At 38.8% G+C, this 19,824-nt stretch carries 19 protein-coding genes; 9 read left to right on the top strand and 10 right to left on the bottom strand.

The features are described from left to right. Nucleotides 1-545: 545 nt before the first annotated feature. From VGE44_RS17805 to tgt, 3 genes are read right to left on the bottom strand one after another with little or no spacing between them, the layout of a single operon-like run. A complete protein-coding gene (locus VGE44_RS17805) occupies nt 546-1,454 on the bottom strand; it encodes a DMT family transporter (protein WP_331081689.1) in 909 nt (302 codons plus the stop codon). Nucleotides 1,455-1,460: 6 nt separating this feature from the next. Beyond that, on the bottom strand, nt 1,461-2,540 hold the full coding sequence (locus VGE44_RS17810; RefSeq protein ID WP_331081691.1) for an LptF/LptG family permease: 1,080 nt from the start codon (nt 2,538-2,540) through the stop codon (nt 1,461-1,463). Nucleotides 2,541-2,549: 9 nt separating this feature from the next. Then, a complete protein-coding gene (gene tgt / locus VGE44_RS17815) occupies nt 2,550-3,680 on the bottom strand; it encodes a tRNA guanosine(34) transglycosylase Tgt (RefSeq protein ID WP_331081693.1) in 1,131 nt (376 codons plus the stop codon). Nucleotides 3,681-3,880: 200 nt separating this feature from the next. On the opposite strand from tgt, the gene VGE44_RS17820 reads away from it, so the two are divergent. The 4 genes from VGE44_RS17820 (at nt 3,881) to dprA (ending at nt 7,359) form a co-directional block, all read left to right on the top strand. Continuing rightward, nucleotides 3,881-4,951: a glycosyltransferase gene (locus VGE44_RS17820; protein WP_331081695.1), complete on the top strand. Its 1,071-nt coding sequence runs from the start codon at nt 3,881-3,883 to the stop codon at nt 4,949-4,951. Further along, nucleotides 4,942-5,556: a sigma-70 family RNA polymerase sigma factor gene (locus VGE44_RS17825; protein ID WP_331081697.1), complete on the top strand. Its 615-nt coding sequence runs from the start codon at nt 4,942-4,944 to the stop codon at nt 5,554-5,556. Before VGE44_RS17820 ends, VGE44_RS17825 begins: the two co-directional genes overlap by 10 nt. Then, the gene (gene rsmG, locus VGE44_RS17830; RefSeq protein WP_331081699.1) at nt 5,546-6,172 is read left to right on the top strand and encodes a 16S rRNA (guanine(527)-N(7))-methyltransferase RsmG; all 627 of its coding nucleotides are present in this window, start codon (nt 5,546-5,548) and stop codon (nt 6,170-6,172) included. The genes VGE44_RS17825 and rsmG overlap by 11 nt, the downstream gene beginning before the upstream one ends. Nucleotides 6,173-6,264: 92 nt before the next feature. Further along, nucleotides 6,265-7,359: a DNA-processing protein DprA gene (dprA, locus tag VGE44_RS17835; RefSeq protein WP_331081701.1), complete on the top strand. Its 1,095-nt coding sequence runs from the start codon at nt 6,265-6,267 to the stop codon at nt 7,357-7,359. Here dprA and VGE44_RS17840 read toward each other — a convergent pair. The 4 genes from VGE44_RS17840 to sppA all read right to left on the bottom strand — a co-directional run bounded on the left by VGE44_RS17840 (nt 7,356) and on the right by sppA (nt 12,359). Next, on the bottom strand, nt 7,356-7,853 hold the full coding sequence (locus VGE44_RS17840; protein WP_331081703.1) for a SixA phosphatase family protein: 498 nt from the start codon (nt 7,851-7,853) through the stop codon (nt 7,356-7,358). The two genes, dprA and VGE44_RS17840, sit on opposite strands and share 4 nt — an antisense overlap. Next, the gene (locus VGE44_RS17845) at nt 7,846-8,823 is read right to left on the bottom strand and encodes a glycosyltransferase family 9 protein (protein WP_331081705.1); all 978 of its coding nucleotides are present in this window, start codon (nt 8,821-8,823) and stop codon (nt 7,846-7,848) included. The genes VGE44_RS17840 and VGE44_RS17845 overlap by 8 nt, the downstream gene beginning before the upstream one ends. After that, nucleotides 8,820-10,502, bottom strand: coding sequence for a helix-hairpin-helix domain-containing protein (locus tag VGE44_RS17850; protein WP_331081707.1), 1,683 nt, complete (start codon nt 10,500-10,502; stop codon nt 8,820-8,822). The genes VGE44_RS17845 and VGE44_RS17850 overlap by 4 nt, the downstream gene beginning before the upstream one ends. Nucleotides 10,503-10,589: 87 nt before the next feature. After that, on the bottom strand, nt 10,590-12,359 hold the full coding sequence (gene sppA, locus VGE44_RS17855) for a signal peptide peptidase SppA (protein ID WP_331081709.1): 1,770 nt from the start codon (nt 12,357-12,359) through the stop codon (nt 10,590-10,592). 87 nt (nt 12,360-12,446) lie between these two features. On the opposite strand from sppA, the gene folK reads away from it, so the two are divergent. Both folK and VGE44_RS17865 read left to right on the top strand, forming a co-directional pair. Next, the gene (gene folK / locus VGE44_RS17860) at nt 12,447-12,929 is read left to right on the top strand and encodes a 2-amino-4-hydroxy-6-hydroxymethyldihydropteridine diphosphokinase (RefSeq protein WP_331081711.1); all 483 of its coding nucleotides are present in this window, start codon (nt 12,447-12,449) and stop codon (nt 12,927-12,929) included. 35 nt (nt 12,930-12,964) lie between these two features. After that, nucleotides 12,965-13,333 (top strand): Hpt domain-containing protein, encoded by a 369-nt coding sequence (locus VGE44_RS17865; protein WP_331081713.1) that lies wholly within the window; start codon nt 12,965-12,967, stop codon nt 13,331-13,333. 259 nt (nt 13,334-13,592) lie between these two features. Here VGE44_RS17865 and pssA read toward each other — a convergent pair whose 3' ends face one another. Together pssA and rho are read right to left on the bottom strand one after the other, a co-directional pair. Further along, a complete protein-coding gene (gene pssA, locus VGE44_RS17870) occupies nt 13,593-14,309 on the bottom strand; it encodes a CDP-diacylglycerol--serine O-phosphatidyltransferase (protein WP_331081718.1) in 717 nt (238 codons plus the stop codon). A 64-nt stretch (nt 14,310-14,373) separates the two neighbouring features. Next, entirely contained in the window at nt 14,374-15,984 is a 1,611-nt protein-coding gene (rho, locus tag VGE44_RS17875; RefSeq protein WP_331081720.1) for a transcription termination factor Rho, read from the bottom strand. Between the two features lie 241 nt (nt 15,985-16,225). On the opposite strand from rho, the gene pyrF reads away from it, so the two are divergent. The 3 genes from pyrF to VGE44_RS17890 all read left to right on the top strand — a co-directional run bounded on the left by pyrF (nt 16,226) and on the right by VGE44_RS17890 (nt 19,265). Next, on the top strand, nt 16,226-17,053 hold the full coding sequence (gene pyrF, locus VGE44_RS17880; RefSeq protein WP_331081722.1) for an orotidine-5'-phosphate decarboxylase: 828 nt from the start codon (nt 16,226-16,228) through the stop codon (nt 17,051-17,053). A 705-nt stretch (nt 17,054-17,758) separates the two neighbouring features. Then, nucleotides 17,759-19,039, top strand: coding sequence for a DUF2851 family protein (locus tag VGE44_RS17885; RefSeq protein ID WP_331081724.1), 1,281 nt, complete (start codon nt 17,759-17,761; stop codon nt 19,037-19,039). A 1-nt stretch (nt 19,040) separates the two neighbouring features. Then, the gene (locus VGE44_RS17890; RefSeq protein ID WP_305363648.1) at nt 19,041-19,265 is read left to right on the top strand and encodes a PspC domain-containing protein; all 225 of its coding nucleotides are present in this window, start codon (nt 19,041-19,043) and stop codon (nt 19,263-19,265) included. A 55-nt stretch (nt 19,266-19,320) separates the two neighbouring features. Here VGE44_RS17890 and VGE44_RS17895 read toward each other — a convergent pair whose 3' ends face one another. Continuing rightward, nucleotides 19,321-19,809 carry a CHRD domain-containing protein gene (locus VGE44_RS17895; protein WP_331081727.1) on the bottom strand — a complete coding sequence of 163 codons (489 nt, stop codon included), beginning with the start codon at nt 19,807-19,809 and terminating at the stop codon, nt 19,321-19,323. Between the last annotated feature and the right edge of the window lie 15 nt (nt 19,810-19,824).

Genomic DNA, 19,824 nt, shown 5'->3' on the forward strand with positions numbered 1-19,824 from the left:
TTGATTATTAATTATCTATGATTATTATATTTTTAGCTTTATCTCTTTTAAATTTAATAATTAATGAAAAAATATGTTCTCTCCATGAGATTTTTAAGTAATTGAAAAAATACTTGTTTTCAGAACTAAAATGAAATCAGAAATTATCTTTATTATGAAATACGGTAATTGCTGGCTTTCAGGTTTCCTTAAAATACGACTTTAAAATTCTGCTAATTCAGAAATGGAACACTGATTTTATAAGTCACCTTATCGCCCCATTTTAAAGTGCGTGAATAAGCTGTCAATTTTTTGTATTTGTGAATTGAAATTGTTCTTTTCCAGGAAGCTCTCTTTCACCTTTCAACACTTTTTATTTATGCTAACTGACTGCATCTCTAAATGAATTTTAAAGAATGTAATAATGGCAAATTCACATTACCTCTGTCCTGAAACCTTCAGAAAAAGCTTAGACTAAATTCGGCAAATGATCATGATGTAAAACACCATTATTTTCAATGTTCAGATTCCATTTTAAAACAGGCTTAGTGTAAAAAACTCCTCCCCTACCCGATGGGAGTTTTGGAAACAGGCTTTCTTTTTATGTTTTTTAAATAGGGATACAGGAAGATTGTACCCAGCACAATTATTGCTCCGGCATAAAATCCAGGAGTCATTTGTTCCTTCTTTCCAAAGAACATAAAGGCCAGAATAATGCCATAAACAGGTTCCAGATTCGTGATAAGAGCAACCCTGAAAGCAGATAATTCTTTCATGACAGCCACTCCTGCAACATAGGCAAGCGAGGTACAAACGGTTCCAAGGATCAATAAAAAGAACAAATCAGAGGGATTGAGGCTAACAGGAGCCTTCAGGCCTTCAGAAATTAATAAATAGAGAGAAACCCACACCCATGCTCCAATGAGCTCATAGAAGCTTATAATCGGTGCAGGACGATTTTGGATTTGTTTAGAATTTATGATTGAGAATATACTGGCACATAAAGCACTTAACAAACCGCTGATAATTCCTATAGAGTAGCGCGATTCAAACTTAAAAATCATATAGATTCCGGAGATGATCATCAAGCCGGTGAATATTTCGAGGCCCGATATTTTTTGTTTTTTTAACAGGGGTTCTAATATCGCAGTGAACAGGGTAAGGGATGAAAGGCTTACCAGAGCTACCGAAACAGTTGAAAGTTTGATTGATTGAAAGAACAGAATCCAGTGTGCCGCAACAATTGCACCTGTAAAGAATAATTTCAAAAAAGTTTCCCTGGATACCCTGATCGATATTTTCTTATAAAGGAAATATCCGTATAAGCTAATAAAGGCGATCAGAACCCTGTACCAGACGAGATGGGCAGCATCGATAGATATCAAAGCACCCAGGATTCCTGTAAATCCCCATACAAAGACTGTGATGTGAAGAATGATCAGATTTTTACTGATCTCAGGTTTTTGAAAAGGCATGATGGTTTATTTTGGTGCTTTCATCAATAAATAGATGCCCAGAATTCCAAAAACTATATTGGGGATTAAAACGGCAATCAGAGGGGGTAATCCGCCTTTTAAGGCGAACATGCTTGAGAATCTGATGAATAGGATATATGTGAAGCTTAGAAATATACCTATTCCAAGTGGAAGGCCAACCCCTCCGCGTACCTTTCGTGAAGAGAGGGAAACGCCCATTAAGGTAAGAACAAAGGCAGATAGGGGGTAGACGAAGCGCTGGTATTTTTCAAGTTTTAAATCCGACATCACCCCGGTGCCTCGTATTTCTTCCTTCTTAATGCGATCATTTAACTCACCCATATTCATCGCCTGGTAAATATTATCATAAATTTCGAAGTCTTTCGGGCGCATATCCAGTGTGGTATCCATTTGTAAACTTGCGGTCATAGACTCCTTCAAACCATCGATTTTCCGGATGGAATAATTTTCAATTTTCCATTTTGTTTTAACTGAATCCCAGCTGATCCTGTCGGCAACGAGCTTTTCTTTCAAATCCATCCCTGAGAATTTTTCAAGTGTGAATTTATACCCGGTTTTTAAATTATTGTCGAAATTTTCAATGTATACCAGCGTGTTTTTATCAATCTGCATATGCGTATACATCTTGGAATTGTCTGATTTCGGATTCACATAAACATTCTCAAAATCAATCTTCAGCCGGTTAGTTTCAGGAATGATGAATAGATTAAAGATCAGTGTAACCAGGAAAATTACCGTAGATGAGATCAGGTAAGGCCATAAAAATCGTTTAAAACTAACCCCGCTGCTGAGTATTGGTACAATCTCTGTTTGATCGGCCATTTTAGCCGTAAAGAAAATAACAGCTATGAAATTTATTAAGGGAGAGAGAAAATTAAGATAGAATGGAATAAAACCGACATAATAACTGAAAATAATCTCTTTAATAGGTGCCTGATGCCTTAAAAAATCATCCAGTTTTTCGGAAACATCGAAAATTACAATAATCACAGTGAAAATTGTCAGGGTAAAGGCAAATGTCCCCAGATATTTCTTTATGATGTACCAGTCGATAATTCCGATCATATTCTAATTCTATAAGCGTTGTGCTAATTGAACGACCATTTTGTTTTTCCAATCGTAAAAATCACCGGTTATAATTTTCTCTCTGGCCTCATTCACCAGCCATAAGTAAAAATGCAGGTTATGCAGGGTTGCAATCTGAGCACCCAGTATCTCTTTTGAATGAGCCAGATGTCTAAGATACGCCTTTGAATAATTTCTATCTGCAAAAAGATCACTATCTTCTTCCAGCGGAGAGAAATCGTTCTTCCAGCGTTCATTACGAATATTAATGATGCCATTTTTGGTGAATAACATCCCGTTTCTGGCATTTCGGGTTGGCATTACACAGTCGAACATATCTATCCCCAATGCGATATTTTCGAGGATATTTACAGGAGTACCTACACCCATAAGGTAGCGTGGCTTGTCTTTTGGAAGTATATCAGTAACGATATCTGTCATTTCATACATCTCTTCGGCAGGTTCTCCAACTGAGAGTCCGCCGATTGCGTTTCCCTCCCTTTCAAAAGAGGCGATAACTTCTGCAGATTGCTTACGAAGATCTTTATAAACCGATCCCTGAACGATTGGAAACAGGGTTTGATCAAATCCATAGAGGGGAAGTGTCGTGTCAAAGCGTTCGCAGCAGCGCTTCAGCCAGCGATGAGTCATTTCCATTGAACGTCGGGCATAGCCATATTCGCAGGGATAGGGTGTACATTCATCGAAGGCCATGATAATATCAGCACCAATAACCCTCTGGGTATCCATTACCGATTCAGGGGTGAAAAGATGTTTTGAACCGTCTATATGTGATCTGAAGGTCACACCTTCCTCCTTGATTTTTCGCACTCCAGAAAGAGAATAGACCTGATAACCGCCGCTGTCAGTCAGCAGGGGTTTATCCCAGCCATTAAATTTATGCAATCCGCCAGCAAGCCGAAGGGTCTCCAGACCCGGCCTGAGGTATAAATGGTAGGTGTTGCCAAGGATGATCTGGGCCTTAATATCTTCCGAAAGTTCATGCTGGTGCACGGCCTTTACCGAACCTGCAGTGCCTACAGGCATAAAAATGGGGGTTTTGATGATGCCATGGTCAGTACTTATTTCACCTGCCCGTGCTTTCGAAGATTTATCTGAAGCCTCTAATTTAAATTTCATTCAATTGCAAAATATCAGCCGCAAAAATAGCAAAATATAAACTGTAGCCGGGGAGAGCCGGAATTATGCCCGGATTATTTCTTTTATTTTTTAAAAATGACAATAGTTAGCTGAAAAATTAGAAATTTACCCCTGTTTAAAGCTCATTCTAACGCGTGGATTATTTAGTTATTTCGATTTCAATTTCCCTACTGATTTGTTTGATCCTGCAGTTATATTATACTCTTGCAATTCATAGAAAATTAGCGGTTTATAAAGGTTATGAAAATAATAATCAGTTTTTGGAGCCGATCTCGGTCATCATTTGTGCAAAAAATGAGCTGGAGAATTTAAAGCAGAATCTTTTGACATTTCTTGAACAGGATTACCCTGATTTTGAAGTAATAGTTGTAAATGATTGTTCAAATGACGGATCCGATTGGTTTTTACGCGACTTATCCTTACAGTATAAAAACCTCAGGGTGGTCACAATTAATGATCACCCACGTTTTAAGCACGGAAAGAAGTTTGCAGTAACTCTTGGAATAAAGGCAGCAAAAAATGAAAACCTGGTCTTTACCGATGCAGATTGCAGACCAGCATCAAACCAATGGTTAAAATGTATTCAGCGAAATTTCAATGAGCATACTGAAATTGTTCTGGCTTATTCTCCTTATGAATTTAAAGGGGGTTTGCTTAATCGCTTTATACGTTATGAAACATTCATTACTGCCCTTAATTATCTTTCCTATGCTTTAAAAGGTAAGCCTTATATGGGAGTTGGGAGAAATATGGCCTACAAGAAATCCCTGTTTTTTAAGGGCAAGGGATTTGCGTCACATATGCATATTTTATCGGGTGATGATGACCTGTTTGTAAACCAGAACGCTACAGGCACTAATACCAGGATTGAAATCGATTTTGATTCCCATGTCTGGTCTGAGCCCAAAAAATCGCTTTCCAGCTATTTTTCACAGAAATTTCGTCATCAGGGCGCCGGAAAAGCATACAAAAGCAGCCATAAAAGAATGCTTGGAGTGCAGGTGCTATCAGGTTTCCTGTTTTATGTATTTCTAATTGCTTTAATTGTAATAAAGGCAGATTGGTGGATTATTGCTGCATTTTATTCTATCAGGTTATTGTCGCAAATTCTGGTTTATATACCTGTTTTAAAGAAATTAAAGTATATTGATCTGATCTGGTGGGTACCGGTATTTGATTTCATTTATTATTTTTATATAGTGCTTTTAAACTTTATAGCCTTATTCAGGAAGAGGGTTGAATGGAAATAAATCCTAACTTTTCGGCAAATGCCAAAAATGATTTCATGCTGGTCATCAGAGCAAAAGATGGGGATCAGAAGGCTTATGCCGAATTAATGCAGAGATACAAGGATTCCATCTACTTTATGGCCCTTAAAATGGTCAACAATAAAGACGATGCAATGGATCTTACAGTTGAAACATTTGGAAAGGCATTTGAGAATATCGAGAAGTATAAACCTGATTTTGCTTTTAGTACTTGGTTATTCAGAATAGCAACTAATAATTGTATAGATTTCATCAGGAAGAAGAGACTAAATGTGGTTTCCCTGCAATCTTTATCTGAGGAAGATAAAGATGAGAAGCAATTGCAGATTCCATCAGATACCCTAGACCCTGAACAAACATCAATAAAGAAGCAGGAAAGTGAGAAACTAAAGAGTATTGTAGAGCAACTACCTCAAAGGTACAGAACCCTGATAATTTTGAGGTATTACGATGAACAATCTTATGAAGAGATCGCACAACAGCTTGATCTGCCTTTAGGTACTGTAAAAGCACAGCTTTTCAGGGCCAGAGATCTGATGTCAAACATAATGAATCGCAGAAAGAAAAATTTGAGAAGTGACTTCTGATATTATATCATATTATTTTCCTGACCTTAGCTCAAAGCAAAAGGAGCAGTTCGCCGAACTTGATGAGCTCTATCGTTTCTGGAATGCCAGAATCAATCTGATCTCAAGGAAAGATATCGATATGCTATATCTTCATCATATCCTTCACTCCTTGGCTATTGCAAAGCTTATATCATTTTTGCCCGGCGAAAAAGTTCTTGATGTGGGTACCGGCGGGGGATTCCCCGGAATTCCACTTGCAATCATGTTTCCTGAAACAGATTTTCATCTTGTAGATTCTATTGGAAAGAAGATTAAGGTTGTTCAGGAGGTTGCTTCTGGATGTGGATTGACAAATGTGAGGGCAAGTCATGCCAGAGCAGAGCAGATTGATGAAAAATTCCATTTTGTGGTTTCAAGGGCTGTAACCCGTTTATCTGAATTTTATCCCTGGGTAAAAGGAAAATTTGAGAAAAAGTCGATGAATACCCTTCAAAATGGTATATTGTACCTGAAGGGTGGTGATTTGACTGAGGAAATTAAAGAATCAGGCTTAAAAGCAGAACTTATACCTCTTTCAAATTTTTTTAAAGAAGATTATTTTGATACTAAGTTTGTGGTTTATATCCCGCAATAAGCTTTGGTATTTTTTTGACTGAATGTGACATCCCCAAATGTCCTTTCTGTTTTTTACTCTTTTTTTTATTCTTTCATTAAAATTCTTAGAATATGGCATTGCTTCATCAGCTGGCATTATCATGTATCCCTGGTATAGGCTCAGTACTTGCCAGAAATCTCCTTAGTTATTGTGGCGATGCGGAGGAAGTGTTTAAAGCGAAAACTAAGAATCTGGCCAATATCCCAGGTATCGGCCCTAAAACACTGGAATTTCTAAAGGAACATTCAGCATTAAAGCGGGCTGAACAGGAGCTTAAATTTATTGATAAGTTCAGAATTAAGGCCTTTTTTCTTACAGATGATGATTACCCGAAACGCCTTAGAAATTGTGCAGATGCACCTGTAGTAGTATATTTTAAAGGAAATGCCGACTTGAATGCCAGCAAAGTAATTAGTATCGTGGGTACCAGAAATGCAACAGATTATGGCAAAGAGATATGCAGAACGCTGATAGAAGACTTGAAGGTTCATCAGCCATTGATTATTAGCGGATTGGCTTATGGGATTGATGGGGCGGCCCATAAGGAAGCTCTTAAAAACAATATTCCGAATGTGGCTGTTCTTGCACATGGGCTCGACCGTATTTATCCGGCCCAACACCGGGCAATGGCTGAAAAAATTCTGGATTGTGGCGGACTAATTACCGAATTTATGTCGGGTACAATTCCCGACAGGGAGAATTTCCCTAAGCGGAACCGGATCATCGCCGGTTTGGCCGACCTAACCATAGTCGTGGAGGCCAACATCAAAGGGGGGGCATTAATTACTGCTGAACTGGCCAATTCTTATAACAGGGATGTATTTGCCTATCCAGGTAGGATTAATGATGAATTTAGCCAGGGATGTAATTTTCTGATCAAAACCAACAGAGCAAATATGATAACCAGAGTGGCTGATCTGGAATATCTGATGGGGTGGACCAGAAATCAGATATCACCTTTAAAACCTCAGCTTAGTCTGCCAATCAATCTGACAGCCGATGAGCAGAGCATTGCTGATATACTTTATGCCAAAGGAAGTCTTGGGGTCGATGATCTCGCTATTTTAACTGGTTTTCAGCAAAGTAAGCTGGTCATGATCATTCTGGGCATGGAAATGAAGGGAAGTATCATTTCATTACCCGGAAAGGTTTATAAAATGACTTAATGCTCATTTTTCGGATAATCATAGAGAATCAATTCCCCAGTCCCAGCACTTAGCATTTTCCAGCTATCAAAAGGGAATTGTATCAATGCGATGCCACAGGTTGGAATATTGTAAATTTCTTTTCCGCAGAATTTATTGACGAGATCAGTGATTGATGGATTATGGCCAAACAGGGCAACAAAATCTGCCCGATCATCCATTCTGTTAGTACAATCGAACAGCGTATCAGTCAGCGCATCATATATTTCAGGATCCTGAATGATATCTGACTGTGCTATTCCAAATTCATGTGCAAAATACCTGGCGGTTGAAATGGCACGCAACGCCGGACTACTGTACAGTATTTGAGGGTGTAAATTTTTTGTTTTTAATCTTTTGACCATTTCCTGAGCATCTTTCTCACCCCGGTGGCTTAATGACCTTTTGAAATCCGGTTTTTTGAAATCGGCTTCTTCTGCTTTTGCGTGGCGAATGATCAGTAATTGTTTAGGCATTGCTTTCTTTGATAATTTGATTCAGATCGATAAGATTCATGCACTTAAAATGCCCCTTGGGGCAGTTATTAAACCCAATTTTTGAACATGGACGGCAGCTTAGACCATTAACCTGAATAATTTGTGAATGATCTGCTTTGTATGGATACATCCCAAACTCAGGAACCGTATTCCCCCAAACAGATACAATAGGCTTATTGAAAGCGGCGGCAATATGCATGAGTCCGGTATCATGGGTAATTACTTTCTGAGCCTTGCTGATCAGAAATGCAGATTCATCAAGTTTGAAACGGCCACAGCCATTTAGTACATGAATGCCGGCTGCATTAGTAATTTCTTCAGCACGTTCTTTATCCTCAGGCCCTCCAAGTAAAACCACAGGGCCTTTAATTTTACTGCAAAGTTCGGCCAATTTATCAACAGGAAGCCGTTTTGTTGCATGCTGGGCACCAATAACAACAGCAATGAATCTCTGATGTGAAGCTGGTAACAGTTCAGTAAGATCATATTGTTTCATTAAAAAGTAATCCAAACCTTTAGAGTCGTTTTTTACACCAAGAAATTCTACAGTCTGAAGATAGCGGTCAACAATATGAACAGGAGGGAGGACATTCATCTTAAAATTGACCATAAGCCATTTTTGCCGGTTTAATTTGTCAAAAGAGCTTGATCTTACACCTAATTTTGCCTTGATCCATAATGTTCTCAGATTATGATGCAGATCAATTACATGGTCAAACTTCTCTTTTTTCAGTTCTGTAATACAATCAGAAAGGGATTGCTCAAGGTAATGGATTTTATCAATGTGTGGATTTCCTGCCAGGACAGTTTCATAAGACTTCTTGGTTAAATAATGAAGCTCAAGACCCTCCAACTGCTCTTTCAGGCATCTGATTGCCGGACTTGTGAGTACAATATCCCCAATTGAACTAAAGCGGATGATCAGTATTTTCAGATTCTTGACTTTCACAGCTTTTGTTTCTTTTTTTTCTGTTCAAATAGTTTGCTGATTTGATCAAGATTCATCGCATTGAGACAATTTTCTTTGCTTAATCCTCCTTTTCTTGCGACAAGAGTCCCATATTTCATGTCATTAAATCCCTCTTTACGATGGGCATCGGGATTTATAGATAAAAGTACACCCTTTGATATCGCATATTGATGCCATCGCCAGTCCAGATCGAGCCTGAGTGGATTGGCATTGATTTCAATGATTACCTGATTTTCGGCACATGCATCAATAACCTTTTTATGATCAATTGGATATCCGCTTCTGCTGAGCAATAACCTGCCGGTTGGATGTCCCAGAATCGTTGTAAATGGGTTTTCAATAGCTTTTATCAAGCGCTCTGTTGCTTTTTCCTCATTCATATTCAATATAGAATGTATGGATGCTACAACAAATTCGAAGCTGGCCAGAACCTCATTGGAATAGTCTAGAGAGCCATCATATAAGATATCAGATTCAATTCCTTTAAATATCCGAAATGGGGAAAGCTTTTCATTCAGCCCGTCAATTTCTCGTTGCTGGGCTGCAATTCTTGTTTCAGTAAGACCATTTGCATAAAAAGCCGATTTCGAGTGATCACAAATCCCAAAATACTCCAGTTTTAAGTCGTTTTTGCAGAAAAGTGCCATTTCTTCTAAAGTATGGATTCCATCACTCCAGGTACTATGGTTGTGGAGACTACCTTTAAGGTCAGAATATTGAATTAGTTTGGGTAAGGATTTTGATTCTGCGAGTTTAAATTCACCATTGCCTTCCCGTAATTCAGGTTCAATGAAAGGGAGGCTGGCAAGCTCATAAATTTCTTCTTCTGACTTACCGGACACATCAACTCCTTTAAGCATAGATCTCAGAGTTTCCACATGTTCCGGATTTCCCGTTTGGGAGATCATTTCCCATCCCAGTTCAGCTTTTTTGACAAAAGCTAATTTAATTTTTATGCCTAATTCAGTCTGGCAATTTATTTGGTTTTCAAGGACCTGGAGGTCTTTAAGGTCCCAGCTTTCCAGTTTAGCTAAGATAGTATTGTTAAGTTCTTTAACCAAAAGCAGGTCAATGCTATCAATGATCTCAGCTCTTCTGCGGTATTGCCCTGTCAGACAAGCGAAATCAGGCTGAATTTCTGCTTTAATTTGTTCCAGGATGGTTTCAGCAAAGCTTTCAACCTGTGCATAGAGAAAGCGGCCATTGCTGGCCATATTAAATTCGATGGTCTTCTTTATTTCTTCCTGGGTTTTGAGTCCGAAGCCCTTAGCCTCAATCAGGCGGTTTTCATTACAGGCATAATACAATTCCCCAACGTTTTCAATGCCAAGGTCCTTCCAGATGACCAGGATTTTTTTAGGTCCCAGGCCTTTTATTTTCATCATTTCAACTATTCCCGGGGGAGTTTGCTTGAGAAGATCGGAGAGATCTCCAATGGTATTTGAATGCACAAGTTCCCAGATTTTGGATGCTATACTTTTACCAAGACCATCAACCTGCTCCATTTCATCCAATGATTTAGCTGCAATGGGATAAGGAAGTTTATCAACTTTAAACGCGGCATTCGCAACCGACTTCACCTTGAAGGGATTTTCATTATGAAGTTCCATCAATTGACTTAAAAGCCTTAAAGTCCGGGAGATCGTTTTGTTTTCCATACAGCTAAAAGCTCAAAAATAAACAACCCTTCCCTGAAAAGGGAAGGGTTTGATTAATTTTTAAGGAGAATTTGTTCTTTAATTGAATTATTTCACCTGAATATTGTAGGGCATACGGGCCTGAACACCAGAGATGTTAATTGCTGACTTCATTTGCTCGTAATAAATAAACTGATCACCCAGTTCCTGTTTCATGAAATAGGTTTTTACCTTATCTCCGCTATGTTCAAACAACGATTTAAGAGGATCAACCTGATCAGGATAACTTACAAGTTTATAATCGGTTATCTTGGCCTTTTTTGCTGCAGAAGCTATTGCATCATTAATATCCCCAAGTCTGTCAACCAGTCCATTCTGAAGGGCTTCTGTACCACTCCAGACTCTTCCCTGACCAATACTGTCAATATATGTCTGTGATTTTTTACGTCCATCAGCTACTTTTTGGGTAAATGTGCTGTAGGTCCGGTTTACTTCCTGCTGAAAGATCATTTTTTCCGCATCTGTCAATGGCCGGCTCACTGTACCCAGATCAGCAAATTGGCCGGTTTTAACTCCATCAAAAGTGATTCCGAGCTTGTTTTTAAAGAAATTCTGCATATTGGGGATGATACCAAAAACTCCAATGGAGCCTGTAATTGTATTTGGCTGCGCAAAGATTGAATCTGCTGCGCAGGCAATATAATAACCACCTGAGGCTGCTACATCACCCATAGAAACTATTACCGGTTTGGATTTTTTTGCGAGAACCATTTCGCGCCAGATTACATCCGATGCAAGGGCACTGCCACCCGGAGAGTTTACTCTTAATACAATAGCCTTTACTTTTGTATCCATCCTAGCCTTCCGGATAGCCCTTGAAATCCTGTCAGAGCCGATTGACTCATCATTTCCTTCACCACTGATAATGTTACCATTAGCATAAATAATGGCAATACGGTCTGAAGAGGAAGCTTTCCTTTCATCCGGAGCCGGGGCATATTCTTCAATACTTACCGATTTGAGGTCCTTTTTCTTGTCTGTTCCGGTACGGGATTTTAACTCATCAAGCACTTCATCTTTATATTTAAGACCATCAATCATCTTGTAAACCAAAGCGTCTTTTGGATTTCTGACTTTTGCACTGTCTGCGAGTGAGAAAAGTGTGCTTTTCGGAATTTTTCTGCTTTTTGAAATTTCGCTAAGGAAATGGTCATACATAGATCCAAGGAAAGAATTTACTTGCAGGCGGTTGGGTTCACTCATCTTATCCAGAATAAATGGCTCAACAGCACTTTTATAGGTTCCTACTTTAATGATCTGTGCTTCAATTTCCAGCTTCTCCAGTGAACCCTTAAAAAACATCATTTCTGAGCTCAATCCCCTGAAATCTATCATTCCTTCAGGATTGAGGTATACTTTATCAGCGACAGAGGCCAGGTAATAAGCCCCCTGAGTATAAACTTCACTATAAGCCAAAATGAACTTTCCGCTCTTTTTGAAATCGATCAACGCATTTCTGATCTCTTCAATTGTCGCAAAACCTGCAGCTAAGGAAGAAACATCAAGATAAATGCCTTCGATATGATCATCTTTCTTCGCTTCTTCCAGACTTAAAAGAATCTCGTTAAGACCGAGAGTTTTTTTATTGTCAAAACCCATGAAACTGAATTCAGAAAATGGATTCTTATCTGTCCGCTCTTTGATTGGGTAATCCAGACTGATATGCATGATACTATTGGATGTTGGAGTCACTTTACCATCACTGCCTGCTGAGGAAACCATCCCAACAATCAAGGCAATCAGAAGTATGAAAACAAGGAAAAACGACAGGATAAAACCTACCATTGAAGCGAAAACAAATTTGAAAAACTCTTTCATATTCAGAAACAAATATATTATCTATGCAAGTATACTAATTTACAGATTCAGTATTTGGCTATTTGTTACATGGAATTACTTAATTAGATGTATATCACTTATTTATTACTTGGAAGTAATCTTGGTAACAGGAGAAAGTACATTGCATCTGCTATTTCTGAGATACAATCAAAGCTCGGAAGTATTGGTCAGCGCTCATCCATCTATCAGACAGCCTCATGGGGGAAGCACGATCAGCCTGATTTTTTAAATCAGGTTATTGAACTTAAAACGATTCTGAAACCCCAGGATTTGTTATCAGGAATCCTGAGTATTGAAGCCGATTTGGGTCGTAAGCGCGTGGAAAAGTGGGGTTCCAGGATTATTGATATTGATATTTTACTCTACGAAGACCAGGTAATTAATGAACCTGAACTGATTATCCCTCATCCTTACCTGGCCTTCAGAAGATTTTGCCTGATGCCTTTGTGTGAAATCGCCCCCGGATTCATTCATCCTGTCTTGAAAAAAAATATTCAGGAATTGCTGCTTGAATTGTCTGATGATTTATTTGTAAAAAGGCTATCTTAGAAAATTGTTTTCAAACTAAAAATTAAAGATTAAAGATGGATAATGCTGGTTTCAAGTTGGATTTATCATACCTGAAGGATGTTGCAAGTGGCAGCGATGAATTTATGATTGATATGATTGATCTCTTCCTTGATCAAACCCCTGCTTATTTCGAACAGCTTGAGCAGTTTATTATTGAAGAAGACTGGTCTAAAGTGGCAGATATAGCACATAAAATTAAGCCGACCCTGGCTTTTATGGGTGTCGACTCTGCCAGAGAAAGCATGGCCGAAATTGAGCAGAATGCCCGGAACTTGATAAATCTGGAAGCGATATCCCCGGCATTTCAAATACTTAAGGAAATGTCTGTACAGCTTTACACGCAATTAGCAGAGGTGAAAGCCAGTTTGCAGAATCCTTCTTGAATTTATATTCAATAGTTCCCGGTAGGTTCCCGCCTTCGCGGGAATGACAAGGTTGTTGGGGGATTGTGGAGATTCCAGCCTTCGCTGGAATCTCAGATCGCCCATATGATTTTACCTCCGAATAGTTTGTTAAATTAGTATTAAACTTAACCGATTCCAGCGAAAGCTAGAACCTCCTGATCCTTAAAGAATTTATATCCCTAAAAAATACAGATCTTTTATCTCCCTCATTCAGTTTATTAATCTACTGAAATTCTGATTATTGTCCCGTTAGATCTTTGTCTCCTGTTCTGAACTGAACCAGGGATACCAGAAAATAAATAATAATAATGATCGGAACTGCTTCAAATTTTAAAAACAATAATAGGAGCAAAGACGAAATGATCAGAATATAGCGAAGCAGATTTTCCTTAAACTTTAATGATTTAAATTTCAGTGAAATCAATGGCATTTCTGCCACCAGCAGCAAGCTCATGATTATACTAAAGATTACCAGAAGCCATTGATTCAGGATTAAACCGACAAAATAGGTATTGCTATCACTAATAATTAAAGGAAAAGAGGCTATTAAAAGTGCATTTGCGGGGGTAGGAAGGCCAATAAAATTCTCGGATTGCCTCGTGTCTATATTAAACTTGGCAAGTCTTAAGGCCGAAAAGACAGCGATTATAAAAGCCGAAAAGCTCAACCATGAAGCTCCAAAATCTATTTGCGGAGAAAGGGCAAAGAGTTGATAGATAATTACTGAGGGTAAAACCCCAAAACTTACCATATCTGCCAGTGAATCCAATTCCTTACCGATGTCTGAGTAGGCTTTTAATAACCTTGCCAGCATCCCATCAAAAAAATCGAACACTGCTGCAATTACTATCGCATATGATGCCCAGATCAGATTTCCCTGGAATGCAAAAACAATCCCAAGGCAGCCGCTGAACAGGTTCAGGCAGGTTACAGAATTAGGAATATGCTTCTTCATCTGAAATTATTTTGGTTCAGCCCGATGCGTTTAATTCAATAGAATGAACTCTGATCTGATCGGATCAGGAGTTCATTGATATCAGGAATTCCTCGTTTGTTTTTGTACCACGCATTTGCGATTGTAAAAACTCCATTGATTCCTGAGAATTCATGTCAGCCAGGTGATTACGCAAGATCCAGATCCTTTGTAGTGTATCCTTATCAAGCAGCAGATCATCACGACGAGTACTTGAAGCGGTAAGGTCGATCGCAGGGAAAATACGCTTGTTAGAAAGTTTCCTGTCTAACTGAAGCTCCATATTACCTGTTCCCTTAAATTCTTCAAAGATCACCTCATCCATCTTAGAACCGGTCTCGGTAAGAGCCGTTGCTAGGATAGTTAATGAACCACCATCCTCGATGTTTCTGGCCGCACCGAAAAAGCGTTTAGGCTTGTGTAATGCATTTGCATCCACCCCCCCGGATAATATTTTACCTGAAGCAGGTGCTACAGTATTGTATGCTCTTGCCAAACGGGTAATAGAATCGAGAAGAATAACCACATCATGCCCGCATTCAACCATACGCTTAGCCTTTTCAAGCACAATGTTGGCAATTTTAACATGGCGTTCTGCAGGTTCGTCAAAGGTAGAAGAAACTACCTCGGCACGTACGCTTCTGGCCATATCCGTAACCTCTTCCGGACGCTCGTCAATCAGTAAAATGATTAGATACACTTCAGGATGGTTTTTCGCAATTGCATTAGCCACATCCTTAAGGAGCATTGTTTTACCAGTTTTAGGCTGTGCTACGATCAATCCACGTTGTCCTTTACCAATAGGAGTAAACAAATCAATGATACGTGTAGAGTGATTTGCAGTATCTACAAAAAGGTTTAGTTTTTCAGTTGGAAATAATGGGGTAAGGTAATCAAATGGTACTCTGTCACGTACCTCTGCCGGAATACGGCCATTGATTGCTTCAACTCTTACTAAAGGAAAATATTTTTCACCTTCTTTCGGCGGACGGATGCTGCCTCTTACGGTATCCCCGGTCTTAAGTCCGAAAAGCTTTATTTGTGATTGAGAAACATAAATATCATCAGGTGATGAAAGATAATTATAATCGGATGATCTTAAAAAACCATAACCATCCGGCATGATCTCCAAAATTCCCTCATTGACAATAACATTATCAAAATCCATATTGATTACAGGAGCTTCCTGACTTCTTGGATTTTGATTTTGATTTTGGTTTTGCCTGCGTTCAAATTTTCTTGGCTCTGCATGCTCTGCAGGTTTAGCCTCTTTACTCTCCGGTAATGTATCAGCAGGGCTTTCAGAATCACTTATATTCTGAACAGGATCAATTGCGGGGATATCATCATCCTCAGGAAAATCAAATGTGCGGGTATTATCCAGCGGGACTTCCTTATGTTGTTTGCTTTCAGCAACAGGTTTAGTGCTGCGAAGACGTTTCCGTGGTCTTGCACCCGAATCAGAAGGTTCAGCTGCATCAACACTCTCAGTTACCGCTTCACTATTTTCGGTCGCAGGGGAGGTTTCTGCAAATTCAAGAATCTTGGATATCAGATCCTGTTTGCGTAGGGTATCAGTATCCTGAACACCTAAGGTTTGAGCAATTTCACGTAGCTCAGAAACGAGCTTATCGTTCAATTTATTACTATCCAGCATTAAATTTGGTTTATATTTTTTTGGGATTTTAGTTCAAAACATCTATCCTGGAAATCGACGACACAAGAATTCTTGCAAAAGAAATGCTTTGAGAGAATTTTTGTGATTTCCTGAATTCAGGGATAAATTGAGATTATGACACAATTCTATGCAATAATATCAAATAAAACAAAACTTTATTTATTTTTTTAATGCTCTGAACTCAGCTTTAATTATTTTCGCTCCAATATTGCAGGAAATAATGAACAGAGAACAGTTAATTGAGCAGATAAAAATCAAGAAATCCTTCCTTTGTGTTGGTCTGGATACCGATATAACACTCATTCCCAAGTTTTTACTGGATTTTGAAGATCCTGTTCTCGAATTTAATAAGCGGATCATAGAAGCCACCCATGATCTTTGCGTTGCTTACAAGCCAAACAGTGCTTTCTACGAAAGCCGGGGAATTGCTGGCTGGAAAAGTTTAATCGGAACTTCTAAGCATATACCTTCTACTTGTCTTGGGATCATAGATGCCAAACGTGGCGATATTGGAAATACCTCATCCATGTATGCTAAAGCCTTTTTTGATCCAGCCTCTTCAGGGATGAACTTTGATGCAATCACCATTGCTCCATATATGGGAAGTGATTCGGTAAAGCCTTTTCTTGAATTTCAGGATAAATGGGTCATTTTACTCGCATTAACATCCAATGAAGGAGGGAAGGACTTTCAGTTTATAGAAACCGGAACAGGTCGTTTGTTTGAAAATGTGATTCAAAGAGCAAATACCTGGGCAGGAAATGATCGTCTGATGTACGTGGTAGGTGCGACCCGCGGAGAAGAATTCCTGAATATCCGTAAATATGCGCCTGATCACTTTCTTCTGGTTCCCGGAGTGGGAGCACAGGGAGGAAGCTTACAGGACGTTTGTAAATACGGCTTATCCAAAAGCTGTGGATTGCTTGTAAATTCCTCGCGATCAATAATCTATGCCTCATCAGGTGAGGATTTTGCCGAGCGCGCCAGGGAAGAAGCCAAGAAACTTCAATCTGAAATGGAACCATTGCTGGAAGGTATTGGATTTTAATTGGGAATATGCCACCCGGAATTAGGATTTTAGGATTCGAGGATTTTAGGATGACTTAAATCCTGCCAACCTATTAATCCTGTTAAAGAAAATATTCTATTTGTATATACCGTGATTAAGGTGATTGAATTAATTACCATGATTTAGAAATCCTAAAATCCTACCATCCTATTAATCCTAATTCAGATTTTATGCCATTTGCCTGAACCGTGATTCAGTTAATTTCTTTGATTACCATGATTTAGAAAACCGTAATAATCCTGCCATCCTAAAATCCTATTAATCCTAATTCAGATGTTATGCCATTTGCCTGAACCGTGATTAAGGTGATTGAATAAATTACCATGATTTAGAAAACCGTAATAATCCTACCATCCTAAAATCCTACTAATCCTAATTCAGATTTTATGCCATTTGCCTGAACCGTGATTCAGTTAATTTCTTTGATTACCATGATTTAGAAAACCGTAATAATCCTACCATCCTAAAATCCTATTAATCCTAATTCAGATTTTATGCCATTTGCCTGAACCGTGATTCAGTTGATTTCTTTGATTACCATAGTTAGAAAATCCTAATATCCTTATATCATAATACAGACAACATTCCCGGCACGTAAATTTCTTAATTCAACCACTTAAACAATTCTTAATACCGTTTAATCATAATTTTTTACTGCCATAATTATTTTCGGCATATTAATTCATGATTCTCAATGAAGATTTACTGCATTATATCTGGAAATTCCGTCTTTACCAAGTATCAGATCTAAAAAGTACCTCAGGAGAGAGCCTGGATATAATCCGTCCCGGACATCATAACCACCATGCCGGTCCCGATTTCTCCAATGCAAAAATCCGGATTGGAGATACTTTATGGGCTGGGAACGTAGAAATTCATATCCACTCTTCAGATTGGTGCCGGCATCAGCATCAGTTCGACAAAGCCTATGATAATGTGATCCTGCATGTGGTGGCATATCATGATCAGCGAATTTTCAGAACTGATGGAACGGAAATTGCTGTTTTGGAAATTGGAAATCTGATTCCTGAAGAGATCACTCAAAACTATGAGGACCTGATGGCAGGCCTGAACTGGATTCCCTGTGAAAGGAAAATTAAACAGCTTGATGAACTTTTTATAAATACTTGTCTTACAAGGATTTTGATAGAACGTCTTGAGGAAAAAAGCGAGCTGATTGAAACACTCCTGATTGAAGTAAAAGGCAGCTGGAATGATGCCTTTTATATTAACCTGGCCCGGAACTTCGGTTTTAAAACCAATGCCTTACCCTTCGAAATGCTTGCCAGATCCCTGCCGCAGTCATTATTGGCAAGATACAAGGATCGCCCACTTCAGATTGAGGCGCTTATCTTCGGACAGGCAGGCTTTCTGGACAACAAGCTAATAGATCCTTATCCGCAATTGCTCAGAAAGGAGTATCAATTTCTGCGGAAAAAGCACGATTTGAGGCCAATAGATAAATACTTATGGAAATATATGCGATTAAGACCACGTAATTTTCCGTCAGTCCGGCTCGCTCAGTTTGCTGCCCTGATAATCCGTTCAAACCATTTATTCTCTAAAATCATTGATGAAAAGGATATTGCTGTCATTATTGCGATGTTTAATAAGTTAAAGCTCAATGAGTATTGGAATACACATTATCGCTTTGATCAGGAATGTAAATATTCTGCTGTTTCATTCGGAGAAGAGGCCATAAGTAATATTCTGATTAATACAGTGTCAGTTTTTTTGTTCGCATTTGGTATCAGAACAGGAAGTGTAATACACAGGGAAAGGGGTATAATCCTGCTTGAAGGCCTTAAGCCAGAACAAAATGCAATTATCAGAAAGTTTAATGATATTGGGGTAAATTCGAGTAATTCTGCAATAAGTCAGGCACTTATACAATTAAAAAAATCATATTGTGATCAAAAGAAATGCTTATCTTGCGGGATTGGAATCAAATTTTTGAGCAAGTAAAATGTTTCAGCAGTTTCTTACATTTTTCGAAAAACGTTCTTTTGGGGTATGTACCTATCTTGGAGAGCGATTTAATATATCCATTTCCAAGATCAGACTATTTTTTATTTACTCCTCATTTCTGGCCGTAGGCTTTCCACTGATATTTTATGTATTTGCAGCCATTGTTTTGGATGTTAGGCATTATATCAAAAGGATCAGGGCAAGTAGTGTTTGGGATTTTTGACCGCGGGTCAAGCCCGCGGTGACAAAGGATCAAGCCCGGCTTAACAATCCATTCACTAGAATTTAATATTCCCTCTTAATTCGCCAGAACCTACAGTTGAACTGTGAATGTTTACATACCATTTACCGGCCAATAACTGTGCTTCCTGGGCACTTGTCAGGGCGACGGTCATTCCACTTAAAGTACCACTGCTTCCGGTTGCAAATCCAGTGATACCAATTGCAACACCCGAACTTACAGCATCACTGCCAGTATCAGAACCATGAAAATGCATGTTGGTTGTTGTTGCTGACGCACTTCCTAATTGCCAGGTGATCTTGTAAGTGATCATTTTCATTGTAGGATCATAAGAGATCTCCGCTGTGCCGGTCCCGGTAGTATTTACTGCAGGGACTTCCTGTGCACCACTTAAGGTAACGTTAGCCTTTTTTATCAGGCTGACAGGTTCTTCCACTTCATCCTTTTTGCAGCCTGAAAGTACAAGTACAGACAGCAAAATAAGGGAAATTGATTTAATGGAACCAATGAGTAGGGACTTTTTCATAAATTATTTATTTAG

Source organism: Daejeonella sp. (assembly GCF_036405355.1).
GTDB lineage: Bacteria > Bacteroidota > Bacteroidia > Sphingobacteriales > Sphingobacteriaceae > Daejeonella.